Source organism: Nostoc sp. DSM 114160, assembly GCF_053470305.1.
In genome coordinates this window covers 21,171-45,093 of record NZ_JBPFGO010000003.1, presented here as the reverse complement: position 1 = coordinate 45,093, position 23,923 = coordinate 21,171, and the positions used below count along the sequence as shown (strand labels likewise).

The 23,923-nt window shown below is 39.3% G+C and carries 5 protein-coding genes and 1 pseudogene; 5 read left to right on the top strand and 1 reads right to left on the bottom strand.

All coding sequences use genetic code 11. The annotated features are described in order from the left end of the window. Positions 1-7,950 carry an SDR family NAD(P)-dependent oxidoreductase gene (locus NSTCB13_RS25425; RefSeq protein ID WP_448274235.1) on the bottom strand — a complete coding sequence of 2,650 codons (7,950 nt, stop codon included), beginning with the start codon at positions 7,948-7,950 and terminating at the stop codon, positions 1-3. 1,479 nt (positions 7,951-9,429) lie between these two features. On the opposite strand from NSTCB13_RS25425, the gene NSTCB13_RS25420 reads away from it, so the two are divergent. From NSTCB13_RS25420 to NSTCB13_RS25400, 5 genes and pseudogenes are all read left to right on the top strand, one after another. Further along, positions 9,430-10,266, top strand: a complete 837-nt coding sequence (locus NSTCB13_RS25420) for a hypothetical protein (protein ID WP_448265686.1) — start codon at positions 9,430-9,432, stop codon at positions 10,264-10,266. Between the two features lie 210 nt (positions 10,267-10,476). Then, a complete protein-coding gene (locus NSTCB13_RS25415; protein ID WP_448274234.1) occupies positions 10,477-18,432 on the top strand; it encodes an amino acid adenylation domain-containing protein in 7,956 nt (2,651 codons plus the stop codon). After that, complete coding sequence (locus NSTCB13_RS25410) at positions 18,429-22,271, top strand: non-ribosomal peptide synthetase (RefSeq protein ID WP_448274233.1); 3,843 nt, start codon at positions 18,429-18,431, stop codon at positions 22,269-22,271. Before NSTCB13_RS25415 ends, NSTCB13_RS25410 begins: the two co-directional genes overlap by 4 nt. 172 nt (positions 22,272-22,443) lie before the next feature. Next, positions 22,444-23,487, top strand: a complete 1,044-nt coding sequence (locus tag NSTCB13_RS25405) for an inosamine-phosphate amidinotransferase 1 (RefSeq protein ID WP_448274232.1) — start codon at positions 22,444-22,446, stop codon at positions 23,485-23,487. Between the two features lie 199 nt (positions 23,488-23,686). Continuing rightward, a pseudogene (locus tag NSTCB13_RS25400) lies at positions 23,687-23,875 on the top strand (hypothetical protein); the annotation flags it as partial. Positions 23,876-23,923: the final 48 nt, after the last annotated feature.

Below are 23,923 nucleotides of genomic sequence, written 5' to 3'. Positions count from 1 at the left end.
TCAAGAATTACCCAAAAAAGCCTCCAAATCTGCAAGCTCTTGTAAAACTAAATCTTCATTAACCTCCTCCTCAATAGGAGCAACATTGATAGATTGATGAGAAGTATGTGGAGGGACGCTCCCTTGCTTCTCATGAACCTGCCAACCAAATACCTGTTCCACCAAATAATCAACTAATCTTCTAATATTGGGAAAATCAAATATCAAAGAAGCAGGTAAAGCCACTTCCAATCCTTTTTCTAAGCGATTTTTCAATTCAATCGAAAGCAAAGAATCAATCCCCATTTCTAAAAATCCTTGTTCGGGGTCTGGCATCTGTTTATTTCCCAAAATTATCGCTACTTTTTTGCCAATATATTCAAACAAATGTTCCCGACGTTCTCCTGGTGGAATTTCTTCGAGAAGACGACGTGTAGAGGTTGACTGTGGAATTTTATTGACTAAAGTTTGGTATTTTCCTAATTTATCAAAAATTGGTTTATTGCCTTTAGATTGATAAATATTTTTGAATCGCTCCCAATCTACATCAGCTAGTAAAATTTGTGTTTTCCCAGATTCCATAATAGCAGTCATGGCTACAAAAGCTGTATCCAAAGGAATTTCTTTCATCCCAATTTGTTTGAGCCAATCCTCATATTCTTGAGAAACTATGCCATTTCCAGCTAATAATGCCCAATTCAAACTAGTAGCCGGTAATCCTTGAAGATGACGTAAATGAGCTAAAGCATCCATCAAATGATTAGCAGCATCGTATAAACCTTGCTCTTTGGCTCCCCAAATTGCACCTGCGCTAGAGAAAAATACAAAGTAGTCTAATTGCGTTGCTAAAGATAACTGATGCAAATTCCAAGAACCGCGAACTTTAGCCTGAAAAACTTCTGCGATATCATCCAATGTACATTCGCTTAATTTAGCTTTGCGTCCTGACACTCCGGCAAGATGGAAAATACCTCGGAGCGGATAAGATGTTTTTTGGATGTTGGCAAATATGCGCGACATCTGCTCAAAATCTCCAACATCTGCTTGACAAACTTCTACAACTGCTCCCTTTTGTTCTAAAGTCTTGAGATTTTGAATAATTTCCCCAAATTCTGTTTGTGACTCCCACTCAGACCGTGATGGAAATTGGCGGCGTGTAGTCAAAATGAGGTGTTTTGCACCCAAATCAACCAGATGGCGAGCAAGTTGTAACCCTAGATGACCAATACCTCCAGTAATCAAATAGGTGGCCTGAGCTTGGATAGTAACTGGTTTTGTAGGTAGAGATTCCTCTGGGACTAGACGCGCAACGTAAGCTTGACCTTTGCGGAAGAGAAGCTGATCTTCACTGACATTTGTCAATCCTGAGAGTAAAGCGCCAAGATTTTGAGCAAGATCGGCGTGGGGATCTAGGTCTATCATTCCCCCCCATAATTCTGGTTCTTCTAGCGCCATCACGCGCCCCAACGCCCAAAGCGGAGACTGAGTAAGAAAATATGGCTGCTCTAATCTAAAGGGTTGACCGCCTTGAGTTATGAGGAATAATTTAGGAGGATGAGGTATTTTTTTAATTGCTTGGAGAAGATTTAAAAGATGGTGACAGCGATTGAATAAAGTAGACTCATAGCGATCGCCCTCTCCAGCATTCACAAGATAAATAATTCCACGCAAAGATGTGTCTAGCTCAAAGCTATGTTTTGGATTAGCGATCGCACAATCACCAAAATCTTTTGTTAGTTGCTGTTGAATGGCTACAGCTAGATTATCGGTTTTATCAGTAACAATTAGCCAATTACCCGAAATATCGCTAGTTTTCTCAGTATTTTGAGCAACAATGATACTTTGCTGAAATAAAGGACTGCCAATTTTTTCGTCGGGAGAAATAAATTCAGCTTGAGCAAAGCCAGATTCTAAGAGGATAGATTGCCAAGTAGATGCTGTAATGATGGGATGATCTGTGCGTAAATTGCGTAGCTTGCCGCCGTAGGCATCGCTAAAACGCCACCAACCTTGAGTCACACCAAATATCAAATCAATCCACCGCGACTGATGAGTAAGTTCTAGGAGTAACAGATGTCCTCCAGGACGCAGCAAACCTCGAATGTGGGGTAAGGTTTCTCCTTGTAAATCCCGCGTCGAATGCAATACATTTGCGGCAATAATCAAATCATAAGAACTGGGTGAAAAACCTTGAAGTTCGGGGTCTTTTTCTATGTCCAAAACCTTGTATTCTATGAAGGGAAATTGAGCAAAAGTATCTCTAGCAGTTTCTAAAAAGAATGGCGAGATATCAGTAAATGTGTAGGTAATTTGACGAGAAGTACAAGCTTTGAGAATTTGATGAGTAGTTGCTCCAGTTCCCGCACCAATTTCTAGAATTCGGATTGGTTCAACTTGAGAATAGTTGGCTAATAAAAGTTCAACAGTTCTAGAGATACTAAGGTTAAGAACTTCTGCCCAAGATGTATCTTTATAAAACTCTGTAGCTCCAATTTCTCCATTTTGAGAAAATAAGATGGATAAAGGAGAAATTTTCCCTGTAAGTATAGCTGCAAGATTGGCAGCAACGCGCCTAAACAGTGTTAATTCTACACGAGCATTTGGATACTGAACAATCAAATCATCTACTGTTAAATCAGGGCGGGATTGTCGCGGTTCGCGGATGATTTTACAGTCAGAACCATGTTTTTCTAGAATGCCTGTTTCTGCCAATATCATTAAGCAACGATGCCATAGCAATCGATACTCTTCTTTAATACCAGCCTGACGGAAACTATTTTCTGACGAGAGGATAGTATTGATTTGCCATAATTCCAAATCTTTTAACGCTTGCACAATAAAGTCTGCACTGAGTTTTTCCATCTGGGAAAAAGCTAGAGAAACTCCTGTAAATTGTGCGGATTTTATTTGTTCTCCAAAATAAGAGTCTAAATTCGTTTTAATTGTTTCTAGATTCTGTAATTTCTTGCCTGATAAAGCATAAGGCAACCATTCCAACTGGTAAAGTAAGTTCTCAAAATTAGAATTACTAGTGTCTTGATGATGTAGCTGAATTAGTTGTTGAACAATTGTTGATAAAGTTTGTTTTTCACCTTCAGAATAATTTCCAGTTTCTAGTAAAGTCTGCATCAAGCTTTTTGTATCTTTTTGAGACAGCATCTTGACAACAGCAGATTTTTCTGAAATTGGTACTTGAGTTTTTAACGGAATCCAATGTCGGCGTTGCTGGAAAGGATAAGTTGGTAAAGTGCATCTTCGAGGTTGGTAATCTTGGTGAATACCAAACCAATCGATATCTGCACCGCGCACATAAAGTTTACCAAGGCTTTCTAGCAAAACTTCCCAATCAGCAAATCCTGAGCGTAAACTCGGTAATATTAAAGGGTCAGATAAAGATATTGATGACTGAATAATTCCCAATAAAACAGGTTGCGGCCCAATTTCAATAAAAGTATCACAACCTAAAGATTGTAAAGATAAAACTCCTTGATTAAATTGCACAGTATGCAACAAATGCTGAATCCAATACTCAGGAGTAACAATGCTGTCGTCTGCGATTTCTCCTGTCAGGTTAGAGACGATTGGAATTTGGGGTTTAGCAAAGTCAATTTCTCGTAGAGTCTTGTGAAATTCTTCGCATACAGGTGCGATGAGTGGTGAGTGAAAAGCATGAGAAACTTTGAGTTGGCGAACTTTAATTCCTTCGTTGGTAAAGTGTTCGCAAAGGTGTTGAATAATATTTTGTTCGCCGGAAATTACTGTATGTTGTTCGGCGTTGATTGCGGCGATCGCAATTTTTATTCCCTGACTCTGGCACACTTGCCGCACAGATTTTTCATCTAGGAAAACGGCAGCCATAGCTCCTTGTTCTGCGGGTAATTCACCAATTAAATTTGCTCGGTGTACGATTAGTTTTAAACCACTTTCAATATCAAAAACTCCTGCAAAACAAGCAGCAGCATATTCGCCTAAACTGTGTCCTAAAACTGCTGTAGGCTGAATGCCCCAAGAACGCCATAATTGAGCCAGTGCTACTTCAATAACAAATAAAGCTGGTTGGGTATAAAATGTACGATTTAAAGCTGCATCGGAATTAGCAAATATAACTTGCAGTAAAGATTTACCAGTGAGTTCTTGATATATCGTTTCACATTGGTCTAAAGTTCGCCGGAAAGTTGGTTGAGTTTGATAGAGTTGATCGGCCATTCCCGGATATTGAGAACCTTGTCCTGTAAACAAGAAGGCAATTTTGGGAGGACGCTTTTCATCAACTTGAGCGTGAATTACTGACTCTATATCTTGTTGTCCAAACTGCTGCAATTTAATGACAAAATCATCAATTTCAGAACCAGTTACCGCCAACCGATTTCGGAAGTGAACCCGGCTAGTATTGGCTGTGAATACGACATCACAGATATCGCTTTCGGGATGATTTTTAAGAAATTCTGCATAGCCTTTTGCTAAATCTACCAAAGCCTGTTCGGTTCTAGCAGAAAGTGTTAGTAAGTGGTGGGGACGTTTGATGTCATTGGGTTGGAGAGTAATGGCGGGAGCTTCTTCCAACACGATATGAGCATTTACGCCACCAATTCCTAAAGAGTTAACCCCAGCGCGTCGAGGCAATTCTTTGCCATCTTGTTGCTTTGCAGTCCAGGGGATGGCTGCGGTATTGACATAAAAAGGAGTCTTGGAAAAATCAATTTGGGGGTTGGGAGTATTGAAGTGTAGAGTTGGGGGAATAATTTGATGTTTGAGAGCCAAAGCAGCTTTAATTAGACCAACAATACCAGAAGCAATTTGCATGTGTCCAATATTTGTCTTTACCGATCCCAAAGCACATTCTCCCTGGTTTGCAGTGCTATATGCTCTCGCCAAAGCATCTATTTCGATGGGATCGCCGAGTTTCGTACCTGTACCATGAGCTTCTACAAAGCCAATAGTATCAGCCTCGACACCGGCAAAGGCTAGTGCTTCGGCTGCTACTGAAGTCTGACCTTCTCCTGATGGAGCTGCAAATCCTAGTTTTGTACCACCATCGTTATTGATGGCAGATCCTTTAATCACAGCGTAGATGCGATCGCTATCTGCTAGAGCATCTGTTAATCTCTTGAGTAAAACTACCCCAACGCCACTGCCAAAAATCGTACCATTTGCTTGGGCATCAAAGGCGCGACAATGCCCATCTGGAGATACAATCAAACCTTCTTGATACAAATAACCGATTTTTTGGGGAGAGTTAACAGAAGCAGCTCCAGCCAAAGCCATGTCACTTTCACCATTCAGCAAACTTTGACAAGCCAGATGCACAACTACTAGTCCGGTGGAACAGGCTGTTTGGACGTTGACACTAGGGCCGCGCAGATTTAATTTATAAGAAATCCGCGTCGTCAAATAGTCTTTGTCGTTAGCCACCATTGTTTGGAACCCTCCCATCGAATCTAATGTGAAGGGTTGTAACTTGTCGTTACTATCTAATTGACCGCGATTTGGATAGCAATTATTGATAAAATAAGTGTTCATGCTTGCTCCAGCAAACATCCCGATCGCTCCCTGATATGAGATCGGATTGTAACCGGCGTTTTCTAAACACTCCCAGCTAGATTGGAGCAGTAAACGTTGCTGTGGGTCGAGCAATTCTGCTTCTCTATCTGTGTATCCAAAGAAGTCGCTATCAAAACACTCTGCTTTGTCAAGAATTGGTCTGGCTTTGACATAGTTAGGCTGCTGGAAAAGTTCAGGAGAAACTCCCGACTCTAGTAATTCTTCTTCTGAAAAGAAAGATATTGTTTCGACTCCGTTTTTGAGATTTTCCCAGAAACTATCTATGTTATTCGCTCCAGGAAATCGTCCTGCCATACCAATAATGGCAATATCATGAGTTGCATTCTGGTGACGCGAACGGTTTGCGGCGCGTTTGCGACTTTTTTCTTCTATAGCCTTTGGGGAATTAGATTCTTCAGTTAAGAAACAAGCTAATGTAGCAACTGTAGAATTTTTAAACATTTCCGCTATGGGCAACTGGCGACCAAAAAGTTTTTCTAATTGATTTTGGACGCGAATTAAGTGTAGAGAATGTCCTCCCAATTCAAAGAAGTTATCGTGTAAACCGACTGACGAAAGTTGCAAAACTTCACACCAAACTGCTGCGATTTGGCGTTCATTTTCAGACTGTGGTAAGCTGGGGTTGTTTTGGCGATCGCTAGCTAAAGATTCATTGATTGCTTGGATGCGATCGCTAAATAATCCCTGTTCAAAATCTTTTTTTAATTTAGCTTTTTGAACTTTACCAATAGATGTTTTCGGAACTAACTCAGCCTCCAAGGGGATGACATAAGCAGGCGCAATTCCTACTTTCTGCGTTAAATGACTGCGAATTTGTCTGACTAATTTTACCGAATGCTCAAGATTATTTGATTCTGGACTAAAAGTAATAACTAATAAATCTGTTTCTCTATTTTGGTCGAAAACTGCAAAAGCAGCCGTATATGAAATAGCTACACCATCTAATTCTTCTATCGTTGTTTCAATTTCATGGGCAAAATAGTTAATGCCGTTAATAATAATTTCTTGTTTTTCTCTCCCAGTAATAACTAATTCACCATTGTGCAGATAACCTAAATCCCCCGTAGTAAACCAACCCCCATCTTGAAAAACTTCTTGGTTTAATTCGGGGTTATTATAATATCCTTCAGTCACAGAAGGGCCTTTAATCTGAAGTCGTCCAATTTCACCTTCTGGTAAAACGTTTTTTTCTTGGTCAATAATCCGAATAGTAGCTCCCGGAATCGGCTGTCCTAGAGATACAAAACTATTCTCTTCTATCAGTTCATCTTTACTTAAACCTGCTGACCAAGTGATTCCAGAACACGATTCAGTCATGCCGAATGCTGGTTTAATTACTCTATCCCGCAATTGATGTTTTTCTAGAAGTTCTAAAAACAAGCGAATAGTTTTGACTGAAACTTGCTCTCCTGCATTCACTAAAAATTTGATTGATGAGAGGTCATAGCAAGACTGATTAAGTTCTTGGGCGTGCTGATTAATTAAGGAGAATGCAAAGTTAGGGGCCCAAGAGATAGTCGCTTGATGCTTTTGAATCAAGTCTAACCATTTGAGTGGTTGACGCAGAATCAATTCAATTGGCACATGAATTTGATGACAAGCCAAATCCACAGCCATAATTCCTAAGAATACTATCGCCCCCACATGGTCTAAGGGCATCCAATTTAGCGTAACTTCTTGTTGTGTAAAATTATTCATCCGCACTGTACCGGCGGACATAGATAAAAGGTTGCGATGATGTAACATCACACCTTTGGGTAGACCTGTACTACCAGAAGTAAATAGTAACAACGCCGGATCTAGTGGTGCAAGATTGGGTAATTCATCAGCCGACTGTTGGTTTGATAGAGATTGATGACTTCGTAAATCATCTATCGATACTACTCGCAATTCCTTTAGATGAGATTGAGTAGTTAGTTTTTCTATTTCGCTAATTAATTCACAATCTGATAAGATAATCGGTTTATCTAAAATCTGCCAGACATTCTCAAGTTTTTTAACTGCGGCATTTTTTATATCATAATTGGGAGCAATGCTCAGAGGTGCAGGGATAATCCCACCTAAAAAACAAGCCCAAAGTGCTGGAATAAAATCTTGGCTTCGGCCAATTTGCAATATAACTTTATCCCCTAATTTCAGCCCGCGCTGATAAAGCCCATTTAAGATAGTGAGAGCGTCGTTATATAAATCTTTATAAGTTTGAAAATATTCTGTCTCGTCATTTCTAATGTATGTAATTCCTCGATCGTACTTGGCAGCATCAATTAATGCTTCCGAGAGAGTCCGCCAGTTATCTTCTAATTGCCCACCAAAACTAATGGAATTTCTCAAAATTTTTTCTTGCTCAGGTTTCTGATGCGATTGTTCATGCAAATTAGTGTCGATGAGCTTCTTAATTTGTGGGTGCATATACTTTAATGGCAAGTGTTGATTAGGTAATTACTTGACTCAAGATTTTTCTTTTAATGTTTTACATACTGGTGGATTTTTATTTTGTCAATTTAAACTTTCGTTATTTAAGCTAGATTTTGTCTATTAAAGTCTTTTTGTTTGAGGTAATCTTTGAGTAGGTAAAATTATAATATTTGTTTTAGTTATGTTGTCATTTGTTTACAGCGAAATAAAATTCTGCATAACTTAAAACAACCTTCCATTTGTTTAATGCTCATTACTAAGTCTATATTATTACTGATAAAATCAACCGTTTGCTATAAAAAAAAATTGTAACTTTTACTATTAAATTTTTTATAGATTTTTCTAAACAGTTTTACTTCTTGTTTTCACAACTTATGTAGTCCCATTCGTGAGAGATTAAGGTCAGATCCAATTTGTCAATAAGCAATCGTACTTAATATCTTGCCAAAATTGGGGTTGAGAACGGAATTTTTAGGCAGGCATCGCATAATCTCGATCCGTATCATTCATTGTCGCGCTCAAAATTAAGTACAATAGTTCACTTAATACTTCTGCTTTCCCCAAATTTTCAGCATAATTTCTGATTGACAAAAGTAATATTATTTTAACCTCTCACCGATGATGTAGGTCTGACATTCATTACAACTTATGTATAATTGGAGATTTTTTGATATTTAAATTCAAATATCATCTCACTACTAAGATAAATATGCAATACCAAATCAATATATTTTTCCTTAACTGTCTTAACTGTCTTAACTGTCTTAACTGTCTTAACTGTCTTAACTGGTTAACAATTGAGATTTTTTATTAAACGCAATTATCGCAGTGAAAATTGCTGTTATATTAAACTTAGCTTGAGTTAAAGAATGGTCAAACTAAAAAGTAAAAACAACATAACTATATATCCCACAGCGATCGCTAGCTATTTAATTAACCTGGATTTAGTAGCTATGTAAGCTTTAGTAGATAGAGGATACAAAAATTTGCGATCGCTCTCTACTCAAAAAAAGTTTACAAAGAAGTTAACTGTATACAATTCTTATTGATACAAGCATTTTGGCTCTGAGTTGAATCCTAGCGTGAAAAATAGATGAAATTTTTTCCGAATTACTTATTGTTTCCCAAACGCTTATGGTGTAAATTTAAGCTTTATGGTTCTAGTACTTACCACTAGTTACTCAATCACAAGAGTTGATTAAGAATTTAATTAAATAATCAGGCAAGCTACTCGATCAAAGAATAATGAGGACAATTTTTGCGATTGTTCTAAATATTTTTATGTTTTTTAGCAATCAAATGGTTATATACGCCAAATTAGAGTTAAATTTTGCATTAAACTTTTAAGATTTAATAAAGCAGTTGAAATCGCAAATTTGTTGGAAAACATTCATAAAAACCGAACGATTTTCATAAAAATTATAAAAATCAGAAATTAAATTATTTTTTCATTTTTTTAATTGGAGTAAAGCAATGATACCTTCTATATTCAAACTCAAAATTGATATTCTCAATGAGCCATATAATTCAGTTACAAACAATAACCAAGTAATACCCACCCTCTCGTATAAGGCAATTCAAAAATCTGTTAAACTTCTTCAGTCTTGGGGAAATTACTTACTTCCAATCTACAACGTTTCTGAAGCTGATATCGCTGGCATCATGCCTCTATTACTATTCGTTGAATCCATAATCTATCAGATTGATGAAGATAACGAAATTCATGAAGATATTAATAAAAACGTTTCAGTGTTGCGAAACGTATTAACCCAGCTAAACTTATTTGATGACGCATTAGAAACTCGGCTTCAACAAGGATTAACATACTACAGCTTGGAAACGCAGTTTTGTTCTGGAAAGATACCTACACAAGCAGACATTGACTCCGTATGTATAGGTAAAGCTTTTGATTATTATATTTTAACTCGGCTATTTTTTAAGTTAACTAGTCAATCTGATGAAGAAATGTTAGGAATCTACCGCATCGCAGAGCAAATTGCAGAAATTGGATGTGACTTAAAATCATACAAAGAAGATATAGAACGTAATGTGATGAATATCTATCGAATGTTTGTTCGCCTTTACGGTTCAGAAGCACCTCAACAGTTGCAGCAATATCTGGAAAAATTGAATTCACAATTGCAATATCAACTCAAATTACTCGAACAAACTCGACCAGATATGGCTAGAAAGTTTATTAGGCTCTGGAATAATATATTTCCTGAAGATTGCCCGATACCTGAAATTCCTGCTCCAATTTTGGAAGAGGCTAATTTAGTTGCAGGCTCAATTGCTGCTTACACAACTTAAAACTTTAAATTGTAGGGTGCGTTATCGCAACGCTTAACGCACCGAGAAAAATGGTGCGTTACGGCTAGTCTCAAACTCCCAAATCTTTGCATAGCCCTAACACAACGGCAATAAAGCGGGAGGAACATCCACGCCGCTTTTTGCCTCCCCTACTTAATATTTACTTGATAAATAGGCTCTAAATGTGCAACACAATTCACGGAGATTTGTATGGAAGTAGCAGAATCACATCTTGTTGCATTAGATTACCAAATTCGACAACTTCGAGAAATCCAGCCAGTCACACCTTTATTTAACAGTGTAAATCAGGATCGAATAGAGCATCAAGAAAAATTAATTAATATTATATCTGTAAATATACGTGATAGTATATATCGTTTGACTGCTAATTCTCCGGTTAATAAACTTGCTTTATATCTATCAGCTATTAAATTTTTAATATTTAAATATACTGCTCAAGAAGAGTTTGTTGTGGCAACGGGAGCTTTAAATCTACATAAGTCTGATAGCCTAATATTCTCCCGATTCTCTGGTCAAAAACTCACATCATTTAAGGATTTATTAAAAACAATCCGCAGTGAGCTACAAGAAGGATATCGCTACCAAAGCTATGATATTGATGCTTTTCTCGAAACATTTCTTGCAAGAGGCGGAAATCCAGCAGCAATTTTTGACATTGCTTTGATCCAAGAGGGATTGTGCAGTCGCAGTTCTTTATTAAACAACTTTCAATTAGTCTTTGAAATTGATGAACGAGATACTGCTGTTTCTGTAACTTTTGCCAAAGATGCTTTTCATCGAGATTTTATCCAGAGAATGCTGGGACATTTTCTGCAAATCTTGGAAACTGTTACAGCTAATCCTGATTGTGAATTGTCAGAAATTGACATATTAACAACACAAGAGCGTCATCAATTACTGAAAAAATGGAATAATACAGAAATTCAATATCCCCAAAAATGCATTCATCAACTATTTGAAGAGCAAGTAGAGCGGAATCCCGATGCAGTAGCGGTAGTATTTGAAAATCAGCAATTGACCTATCGACAGTTAAATGAGCAAGCTAATCAGTTAGCGCACTACTTGCAAACACTAGGCGTAAAACCAGAGGTACTGGTAGGTATTTGCATAGAGCGTTCCCTAGAAATGGTAGTGGGACTGTTGGGAATTTTAAAAGCGGGGGGAGCTTATGTGCCATTAGACCCCAGCTATCCAGCAGAACGTCTGGCTTACACGCTTCAAGATGCAGCAGTACCAGTGTTGCTCGTTCAGAAATCGCTGTTAGCATCAATACCAAGAAATCAAGCAACAGTGGTGTGTTTAGACACAGATTGGCAAGTAATTAATTCTTGCAGTCGAGAGAATCTAGTTAGTGGTGTCCAGCCAAATAACTTGGCTTATGTAATTTACACTTCTGGGTCTACAGGAAAACCCAAGGGTGTGTTAGTTAATCACCAAAATGTGACTCGTTTATTTGCAGCCACTCAGTCTTGGTATCACTTTTGTGCAAGTGATGTCTTCACACTATTCCACTCAATTGCTTTCGATTTTTCCGTTTGGGAACTCTGGGGTGCTTTGCTGTATGGTGGACGTTTGGCGATCGTACCCTACTGGGTAAGCCGCGATTCCTCAGCTTTTCACACCTTGCTGCGCCAAGAGCAAGTCACAGTTCTCAACCAAACGCCATCTGCTTTTCGCCAACTGATCCGGGTGGAAGAACTGGCGGAAAATCAAGAATCGAAACTGAGCTTACGTCTAGTCATCTTCGGCGGCGAAGCTCTAGAGCCGCAAAGTTTGAAACCCTGGTTTGAGCGATATGGCGATGCCTGCGGCGGGCTTTGCCAACGCTCTCCCCAATTAGTAAATATGTACGGGATCACAGAAACAACCGTCCATGTTACCTATCGACCGCTAACAATAGCAGATGTTAACAATAGCAAGAGCCTAATTGGTTCCCCGATTCCCGATTTGCAATTGTACATCCTGGATGAACAGCTAAAACCTGTACCTATCGGCATCGGGGGTGAGATGTATGTTGGTGGTGCTGGGTTGGCTCGCGGCTATCTAAATCGTCCAGAACTGACAGCAGAGCGGTTCATTACTAATCCGTTTAGCGACGAACCAGAAGCAAGGTTATACAAAACTGGCGACCTAGCCCGCTATTTAGAAAATGGAGACATTGAATATCTCGATCGCATCGATAATCAAGTTAAGATTCGCGGTTTCCGCATCGAATTGGGAGAAATTGAAGCCGCACTGCTAAAACATCCAGAGGTGCGGGAAGCGGTGGTAATCGCCCGAACTGACCAACCAGGAGACAAACGCCTAGTAGCTTATATAGTTGCCAAATCTTCAAATCAAGTAGGTGAGAACCAATCCCAAAACGAGCAGATATCACAATGGCAACAGGTATTTAACGATACTTATCGCCAAAATGCTCCCACTCAAGACTCAACCTTCAATATTATCGGCTGGAACGACAGCTACACAGGTCTACCCATTCCTCAAGCACAAATGGGTCAATGGTTGGACTCTACAGTTGAGCGGATTCTGGCTTTGCAGCCTCAGCGGGTGCTGGAAATTGGCAGCGGTACGGGGATGCTGCTGTTTAGAATTGCTCCCCAATGCTTGCGTTACTGTGGCACTGACATTTCCGACAATGCTATCCGTTATGTGGAGATGGAAATGCAAAAACGTGGCAGCGATTGGTCACAGGTGCAGCTAATCAACAAACCAGCCCACGACTTTGAGGGTTTTGAAGCCAACACATTTGATACAGTTATCCTCAACTCAGTTGTTCAGTATTTTCCCAGCATTGATTATCTGGTAAGTGTCTTAGAAGGTGCAGTGAAGATGGTAGCTCCAGGGGGCTTTATCTTTGTGGGGGATGTGCGTAGTCTACCCTTACTGTCAGCCTTCCATGCCGATGTCATGCTGTACCAGACATCCCAGGAGCTACCGACAGAAGATTGGTGGCAGCGCGTACAAAAAAATCTCCAAGAAGACCAAGAACTAGTAATTGACCCGGCCTTCTTTAATGCTCTTGTGCAGCATCTACCGCAAATCAGCCGAGTGCAAATTCAGCTCAAACGAGGTCGCGATCGCAATGAGCTGACACGGTTCCGCTATGATGTGATTCTCTGTGTAGGAGACAGGGTTTCTGCCTCAATTGAGCCTCAGTGTTGGGACTGGCAGCAAGATGAACTGACATTGCCCTCGCTTCGCCAACTTTTACTAGAGACACCAGAGATTGCGATCGTCAAAAACGTTCCTAATGCACGTGTTTGGAAACAAGTCAAGCTCTTAGAACTACTGGCAAGGGATGAAAAACCAGCCACAGTCGGCGGTCTAGTTCAAGATTTAGAAGCTCTCACCCAGCAAGAAGGCATAGAACCTGAAGACTTTTGGAGCTTGAGTGATGAGTTACCTTATACCATCGACATTAGCTGGTCGGATACAGGGACGAATGATTGTTATGATGTTGTGTTTAGCAGGCGATCGCTAGGGCTAATATCTCATGGAATACTACCTCTACTTAGGGAAACGCCCCAACTCAAACCCTGGAGTCACTATGCCAATAATCCTTTGCAGGGTAAATTAACTCGCCAGCTAGTCCCACGGCTACGCAGTTTCCTCAAACAGTCTCTTCCCGACTATATGATTCCCTCCGCCTTTGTAACGCTGGAGGCACTACCGCTAACATCCAACGGCAAAGTTGACCGCCGCGCTCTACCAGCACCCCAGACAACTAGAGCAGACTTGGAAAAAGCTTTTGTTGCCCCTCGAACTCTAGAAGAACAGGTACTAGCCGACATTTGGGCTGAGATTCTTGGTCTAGAACGAGTTGGTATCCACGACAACTTCTTTGCTTTAGGCGGCGATTCCATCCGCAGTATTCAAGTTTTAGCCCTAGCTAAAGAAAGAGGTTTGCACTTCTCAGTTCAACAGATGTTTTTACATCAGACGATTTACGAACTGACGCAAAACCTCGCCACAGCGGAGATTGGTAATAGAATCACAGAAAAAGTCCAGCCGTTAGCTCTCATCTGCGAACAAGACCGCCTCAAGTTACCTGACAATATAGAAGATGCTTATCCTCTTGCCAGACTTCAGATGGGGATGTTGTTTCACAGCGAGTACAGTCCTGGTTCTGCTGTCTATCACAACGTCAACAGTTTTCATCTGCGAGTTGTTTTCGACGAATCAAAATGGCGAATAGCTGTACAAGAACTTGTTGCTAATCATTCTGTACTGCGGACTTTTTTCGATGTCAGCAACTTCAGCGAGCCGTTGCAGTTAGTTAGGCGCATAGTTCGTGTTCCCTTGGTAGTAGAGGATCTGCGCCATTTATCTGTCGCTGACCAAGAAAGTATTTTGGATGCTTGGTTTGCAGCCGAAAGAAAACAAAATTTTCGTTTAGATAGTCCTCCTCTATTACGCTTTCATATCCATCGCCGCAGCGATGAGACATTTCAGCTAACTTTGATCGAACACCACGCTATTCTCGACGGATGGAGTGTAGGCTTACTATTCACTGAATTACTGCAAAGATATTTATCCTTCTTAAGTGAAGAAATTCTCCCTCTCAATCCATCACCTGCGTTGGCACAGCCCGCCGTAGGCATCGGATTCCGAGACTTTATTGCTTTAGAACAAAAAGCCCTCAATTCCCAAGAGTGCCGACAACATTGGTTGGAAAAACTTAACGGTATTACTATTACAAAGTTGCCTCGTTGGCCTCAATCCTATCACTCACATGAACCTGAATTAGGTACATTAGGTACTCAGGAAGTAACCCTATCTCTAACAGTTTCTCAAGGTTTAAAACAGATAGCAAATAAGGCAGGAGTTACCCTCAAAAGCGTACTTTTAGCGGCACACATGAAAGTGTTAAGTGTGCTTTTTAATCAGTCCGATGTCTTAACAGGTATGGTATCTAATGGTAGACCAGAGGAGGCTGATGGAGAGCGAGTACTGGGACTTTTTCTGAATACTTTGCCATTGCGTTTGCAACTTTTGGGAGGTACTTGGATAGACTTGATGCAAGAGACATTCAAGGCTGAACGAGAATCCCTACCTTTCCGACGATATCCCCTAGCTGATTTGCAGTGGAATTTAGGCGGTCAGCCTTTATTTGAAACATCGTTTAACTTTACCCATTTTCACGTTTACCAGAGTATCTTAGGGCTGCCAGGTCTACAGGTATTAGATAGCAAGTTTCTGGGAAAAACAAACTTTACTCTGGGAGTCCACTTTAGTTTGGATCTCTTCTCGTCCCAGATACATTTAACTCTAAAATACAATGCCAGCGAGTTGTGTCAAGAACAGGCGATCGCCATTGGCAATTATTACACTAGCACCCTGGCAGCAATAGCTAGTGACCCTTCACAACGCTATGAATCTTTCACTTTACATCTTCTAGAACCAGACAAAACTGCAATATCTCATGCTCAACAAAGCCAGTCAATACAACAAATTGAGTTGAATACTAATGCAGTGTGGTCAAGCAATATTTTGCCAAATGAAAAGCATAAAAAACATCTAGATTACTGGCGAAAGCAACTTAACGATGGGCAACTAACCCGCGTTCACTTACCTACAGATTTCCATCGTCCGCCTACAAAAACATTCAATGTTTCTCGTTTAAACTGGACATTTCAACCAGAAATTGTCTCTGGTTTACGAACGATTTGTAATCAAACAGAAACTACTTTATTTATGGGGCTTGTGGCGGCAGTAAAAGTATTACTTTATCGCTACAGCGGTCAGCACGATATTGCTATTGGCACAGAGATTACCACTCGCAATAATTATCAACTTGCATTTCCCAGCCAATTTTTGAATACAGTTGTTATCCGTGATGAAATAGAACCAGATCGAGGATATCAAAATCTGCTAATTAAAGTTCGTCAAACTGTTACCGAGGCATTGGAACATTCTGCTTATCCGTTTGATATTTTGGTAAAAGAACTGGCAAATTCCAGTGAAATTAACCGCACACCTTTGTTCGATGTGTTGGTACTTCTGCAAAACATTAGTCAACCTGTAGAAGAAGTACAGATAAAATCTCTAGGTTCGCTAGACGATCTAAACAAATTTGACCTCTCTTTTGTTTTTATTGAGCAGAACAACGAACTCAGTTTAGCTCTAATTTACAATACAGATATATTCCAAGCTGAGAGAATACAACAAGCTCTGAGACATTTGGATAAACTACTTATAGAAATGGTAGTAAATCCCAGCCAACCAGTTTGTAAAATTCCTCTTTTGTCAGCCGCAGAAACAGCTTTTATCGAAAGCTTTACCAAACCAATTCCGCGCTTAGAAACACGCACAGTCATCCATGATTTTATCGACCAAGTAAAAGCCCTACCAGATAAAACATCAATTCTTTATCCGGGTGGAGAATTTAGTTATCTAGAATTAGATATACTCACTAACTCTTGGGCTAACATCTTTAAAGATTTAGGTATTCAAAAGGATATTATTTGTGGCGTAATGCTTGAAGGAGATTACCGTCAAGTATTAGCAATGCTAGCAGTATTTAAAGCTGGGGGAATTTATTTACCTCTGCGTTTGGATGAACCAGAAGAACGTTCTTTACGCATGATGCTTAAAACATCCCCCGCTATTATAGTGGTCGATCGCAAAAATTTAGATAGTGTCAAACCTCAACTGGCAGTATTACCAAAACCACCTCATATATTGGTCGCAACTGCCCATGAAATTCAGCAATACTATCAGTGGAATGGCACAATTTATCAATGCTTGCCTGTAGTAGCAAGTAATGATGAAAAAGCTCTAATTCTGCCTGAAGCTGATGATTCTAACTATATTATGTTTACTTCCGGGTCAACAGGTGAACCCAAAGCCATACTTGGTAGTCATGGCAGTTTGCGTCACTTTATCAACTGGGAAAAACTAGAATTTGGGATTAATCAAAACTGGCGCTGTTTGCAAATTGCAAAAATTAACTTTGATGCTTACCTTAGAGAAACTCTCGTCACTTTATGTTCTGGAGGTACTCTCTATATTCCAGATAGCACAGACCGCGAAGATTCGGAGCGTTTGTTATTAAAGTTGGGAGAGTGGCAGATTAACTTACTGCACACCGTACCTTCGGTAATGCGCGTATTTTTAAATATCGGTCGCAATTTAGTTAATGCTGACCAGTTACTAAAAAACTTACAAGTTTTGGTGTTGGGAGGAGAACCTTTATTTACCAAAGAACTGTGTGAATGGCATCAGGTTTTTGGTTCTCAAACAGAATTTGTGAATATTTATGGTGCAAGTGAAACAACTTTTGTCAAGCATTTTTATCGGATTCCCGACCCAAATAAAATTACTTATGCACGAGTTCCTGGAGGTAAAACATTACCAGAGGCGGCGTTTGCAGTCATTGATGAAACTCGTCCCTGTGCTGTCGGAGAAGTGGGAGAAATTTTTGTCAAGTCGCCTTATTTAACAAAAGGCTATTACCAAGATGAAAGTTTAACCAATTCTGTTTTTGTACCCAATCCTTTGAATAACGGCGCTGATGTAGTTTATCGCACAGGAGACTTGGGACGACTGCTACCCGATTTGACGGTGGAGGTGATAGGACGCAGCGATAACCAAGTGAAGTTGAATGGAATACGGATTGAGTTAGGAGAAATTGAAGATGCACTGGCTGCTATTGATGGTGTAGAAAAAGCACTGGTAATTGCTGAGAAACAAGAAGAATCGGTGACAGTTATTGCATATTATCAAGCAAAGAATGCTGTAAATCATCAACATATTAGCAGCCAATTAAAACAAGTTTTGCCGATTTATATGCAGCCAACTTATTTGATGCAGTTGGCCGAGTTTCCATTATTGCCAAATGGCAAAATCAATCGTCTAGCACTACCAAAAGTAGAAGCAAATATTGTTCAAAAAAATCATCAAATTACTAACTTTAATCCACAAGAGGCTTTATTAGCTTCAATTTGGGGTGAATTATTAGAGGTAGAGGTGAGTGACGCGAATCAGTCATTTTTTGAATTAGGAGGAAATAGTTTAAAAGCAATGCGCTTAGTGTCGCATATCCGCAATCGCTTTGGAGTTGCACTGCGATTACGAGAAATATTTACTCAAAATACTTTAAAAGCTCAAGCTGATTTGATTCAATCACGACAAAACAAATGATAAAGTCACTACCGAATCAACAATATTACGAAGTATCCCACGCTCAAAGGCGGATGTGGATTCTGCACCATATAGATGAATATTCTAGCGCTTACAATATTAGGCTGGCAATGAGAATCAATGGCAGCTTAGATATTTCAGCATTTAGAGAAGCCTTTCAACAACTTGTGAGTCGCCACGAAATTTTGCGAACTACTTTTACAAGTGTCGCAGGTGATATTCAGCAAATTTTGCATGAAAAATTGCCTACAGAAAAATTAATAAATTTTCAAGATTTAAGAGGGCAAAAAGATGTTGAGGCCGTAGCTGATACCTTAATTCAAGAATCAGCTAACTCGCGCTTTGATTTAGAAAAGTTACCTCTAATGCGAGTTTTATTAGTGCAGATCGAGTCAGAGGAATTTTTGTTTGGCTTGACCATACATCATATTATTGGGGATGCGCGATCGCTCGATATCCTTTTCCAAGAGTTTGTTACTTTATACTCTGCTTACACGCAGAAAAAAACTGCCGTCTTACCTCCACTACCATTGCAATATAAGGATTATGCTGCATGGCAAAATCAGTGGTTAGAAAGTGAGGAGGTAAAAGAACAACATAGTTATTGGTGCGATCGCTTTGCCGAACAACCACCCATACTCAACTTATCTACCGACTTTCCCAGACCGCAATTTAAATCTTCTCAAGCTGGTGTATATACTTATAATTTCAGTCAGAATATCGGCGATAAATTACGCTCTTTTGCTGCTCAAAATCATACAACTCTATTTATAACTCTCTTAACTTTATTTAAAATATTACTCTATCGTTACACAGGGCAGCATGATTTAGTCATTGGCATACCTATTTCTGGACGCAATCATCCAGACCTAGAAAACCAAATCGGATTTTATGTTAACACCCTAGCTTTAAGAACTTCACTCCCAGAAGCGGGAACTTTTAAACAAGCATTGGCAGAAGTAACAAATACTTGCCTCGATGCTTATGAATATAGCGATTATCCTTTTAATAAATTAGTATCTGCCCTGGATTTAGAACGAGATTTATCACGAAATCCTTTATTCGATGTGATGTTTTCACTGCTTAGTAAAGATAATAAAGCAGTGATGAAAATTCCGGGAATTGAACATAAAACATACCCGCTGACACCACGAACGGCTCAATTCGATTTGAGTTGGAGTCTGTTTGAAGATGCCAACGATTTAAGATTGGTCATAGAATACGAAGCCGATCTGTTTCGAGAAGAGACGATCACTAGAATGAGCGGTCACTTTTTACAAATAATTCAGGCAGTAGTTGAGAATCCCGCTTGCCAATTATCACAAATCAATTTACTAACTCCTGAAGAACGCTATCAATTACTAACTCAATGGAATAATACAGAAGTTGCCTATCCTCAAGATAAATGTATCCATCAGATATTTGAAGAACAAGTAAAACTTCACCCTAATGCAGTTGCGGTAATATTTGAAGGTCAAAAATTGACCTACCAACAGTTGAATGAGCAAGCAAATCAATTAGCTCACTGTTTACGAGAAAAAGGCGTAGAACCAGAAGTATTGGTAGGAATTTTTGTTGAGCGTTCCCTGGAAATGGTAATAGGAATATTAGGTATTTTAAAAGCAGGAGGAGCTTATGTACCCCTAGATCCTAGCTATCCAGCAGAACGTTTAGCTTATATGCTCTCAGATTCGGCAGTTTCTATATTGCTTACCCAGCAGTCCTTAGTAGGTTCTTTACCAGAAAATCAAGCCGAGGTGCTGTGTTTAGATAGTGATTGGCAAGTAATTGCTAAATATAGCCAGCAGAATCCTATCAGCCAAGTGACATGGGAAAATTTGGTTTATGTGATTTATACCTCTGGCTCTACAGGTAAGCCAAAGGGAGTAATGAATATCCATAAAGGCATTTGCAATAATTTATTACGAACTATAGATGCTTATCCACTCACAGCAAGCGATCGCATTCTGCAAATAACTCCCTTTAGTTTTGATGTTTCAGTTTGGGAAATTTTCTGGTCTTTAATAGCTGGGGCTACTTTAGTAGTGGCTAAACCTGAAGGTCATAAAGATACTGCTTATTTAATTAATTTAATTGCCCAAGAACAAGTTACTCAAATCAACTTTGTTCCCTCAATGCTGCGAGTTTTTCTTCAGGAATCTAACTTAGAAGATTGCCGTTGTTTAAAGCGAGTATTTTGTGGTGGAGAAGCACTATCTTATGAACTGACACAACGCTTTTTTGAGCAGTGTGATTGTGAATTGTACAATTTTTACGGGCCAACAGAAACAGCAGTTGATGCCACTTTCTGGCAGTGTACGCCACAGTCTAATTATCAAATAGTTCCTATTGGTCGCCCTATTGCCAATACCCAAATTTATATCCTAGATTCTCATCTCCAACCAGTTCCTATTGGCATTCCTGGAGAATTGCATATTGGGGGCGCTTCTTTAGCTAGAGGCTACCTCAACAGACCAGAATTAACTGCCCAAAAATTTATTTTTAATCCTTTTGGTAATGGTAAATTGTATAAAACTGGAGATTTAGCTCGTTATTTACCAGATGGGAATATTGAATATCTTGGTCGCATCGATAGCCAGGTCAAGTTGCGCGGCTTACGTATTGAATTAGGAGAAATAGAATCGGTTTTAGAAACTAATCACCAAGTAGAACAAACAGTCGTCATTCTGCATGAAAATCAACGGTTAGTCGCTTATGTAGTTAGAAAAGACCAGTCATTAACCCCTAGCGATCTGCGTCGTTTCTTACAGCATAAATTGCCAGCTTACATGATACCTTCAGCTTTTGTAATGTTGTCAACTATGCCATTAAATCCGAATGGCAAGATAGACCGGAAAAAATTGCCTAAACCCGATGAAACATCGATAGTAGAATCATCTTATTTAGCTCCACGTAATTACTCCGAAAGCATCTTAGCAAATATTTGGCAACAAGTCCTGCAAGTATCAAAGGTAGGAGTGAATGATAACTTTTTTGATTTAGGTGGTCACTCATTACAAGCCATGAATCTCATGGCACTAATTTATCAAGAATTGGAAATTGACATTCCTTTGTCAATAATTTATGAAAAACCTACAATAGCAGAATTGAGTGAGTATATCATCTACGTCAAAGAGATGAATATTCAACCTAAAGAACGTCCTTATGTAGTTTTTAATAAAGCACGAGAAAAAGCTGTTTTTATATTTCCACCAGCCCTTGGTTTTGCCGCAGCTTACGCAAAATTAGCTGATTATTTAACAGATTATGCTATCTATACTTTCAGGTATATTGCCGATGAAGCAACTTTAGAAAAATATGCAGAATTAATAGATCGCCTAGCACAAAATCAAAACATAAAATTGATGGGACATTCAGCAGGTGGTTTTTTGGCAATGTTGATGGCTCAAAAGTTAGAAAGTCGCGATCGCAGAGTTTCTGATGTCATTTTATTAGATACCTATAGAGACGGTCGTGAAGCTAAAAAAGCCCAAATGTCAGAAATTATAGAAGGTGTTGATGGTTTCTTATTAAATCCCAAACGCCAAGAATTAAGACGTTACTTTATGGAGAATCAAAAGTTACGCGATCGCACCTACAATCAAGTTTGGGAATACTTCAATTTTCTTTGGCATTCAGACCTAAAAAATTTGCAGATTGACGCAAATATTCATCTCATTCGTGCTGAAGGCAACTACGATTACGAAGATGATTGGATACAAGCTACAAGGAGAGAACGAATCAATTATTATGCATCTGGTGTTCATCGGGAAATGATCGATCCTCCCTATCTCAATCAAAACGCCACTATTATTAATGCGATTCTCAGTCAAAATTGAGAATTCACAATTCAAAATACTCTAGCGATTCTGGGGTGGTATTTTAAACAGAAACCTTAACTACCGAATTCTGTTTTAATAACCCTTTGCACCTATTTCAATCATCTTACTGGGTATATGCAGTCGCTCGAAACAGTTTTTCTAACTCTCAAATTTAGGACTAGAACAACAGATGAGTAAAGTAAAAGTTGATAACGAATGGGACGCTCTTGAAGAAATTATTGTTGGCCGTGCCACCAATGCACGTATTGCCTGTCGAGATCGAGGTTTGTTTGCAGTCGAATATAGAGATTATGGTAGCATTGAAAACATTCCTTCTGGTCAGTATAGCGATCGCATCATCGAAGAAACTGAAGAAGACCTTGATGAACTCGTGCGTACACTTCAAAGCCACAATGTAGTTGTTCAGCGTCCTGACATAGTAGATCATTCTATTAAATTTCGCACCCCTGATTGGGAATCAGACGGTCAATACAATTACTGTCCCAGAGACTTATTCGTTACAGTTGGAAGATGGATTATCGAAGCGCCAATGACGCTACGAGCAAGATTTTTTGAAACTCTTTCATTTAAATCTATCTTGATGGATTATTTGCAGAGCGGAGCTAAATGGATATCAGCTCCAAAGCCTAGACTCGCTGATGAAATTTATAATATTCACGATCCCAACTCTTCAGCAATCAAAGACTATGAACCTCTATTTGATGCGGCAAACATATTGCGGTTAGGGAAAGATATTTTTTATTTGATTTCAGATACTGGAAACCGCTCTGGAGCATTGTGGCTGCAAACTATATTAGGCGAAGAATATAAAGTGCATACCTATGACAACGTTTATAGTGGAAGTCATGTAGACACCACCATCGCTGTAATTCGACCTGGTTTAGTTGTGGTGAACGCTGAACGAGTTGGCGAACAAAATTTGCCCGATCTATTCAAAACTTGGGATGCGATCTATCTGACGGATATCGTTGATATTGGTTATACAACAACATCCTATGCTTCTAAATGGATTGGTATCAACCTCTTAATGGTAAATCCAAATCTGGCGATCGTTGATAAATCTCAAACTCCACTCATCAAACAACTTGAGAAACGCGGTGTTGATGTTATACAACTCCAACTCAGACACTCAAGAACCTTGGGAGGAGGGTTTCATTGTGTAACGCTGGATGTGCGACGAAAAGGCTCATTGGAGAGCTATTGTACTGCTTAAAAATTGCATTATAAAGCCTATGCAATTCTTAGTAAAAGACAGATTTTAGACAAAGGATATATCTATAAAGTGGGTAAGTCTAAATAAAGGAATTTGGCTATGGCTTATTACACCGTTAAAAACTAAAGTTACGATCCAATACAGTGCAGTTAAGCCTAGAGGTTCAAACCAAAAGCTTGATTTGGTAAGGAGAGTATAAATTTGGAGAACCCTAGCCTCCCAATGTAAATCTGCTCAATTATGCAAAACTCAAGTGATTACCTCTTCGGGTAATCTGTTATGGCTTGCTAAAGGACAAGTGATTGAGTTCTACGGTTATGCACAGTACTGGAATAATCTTAGCAAGGATTCTGTTTTACCTGCTCTACAACAGGGACAAGCTCTAACAGAATTGGTGTATAGTTTGAGTTATGCCAGATTATCCTCTCAAGAGTTG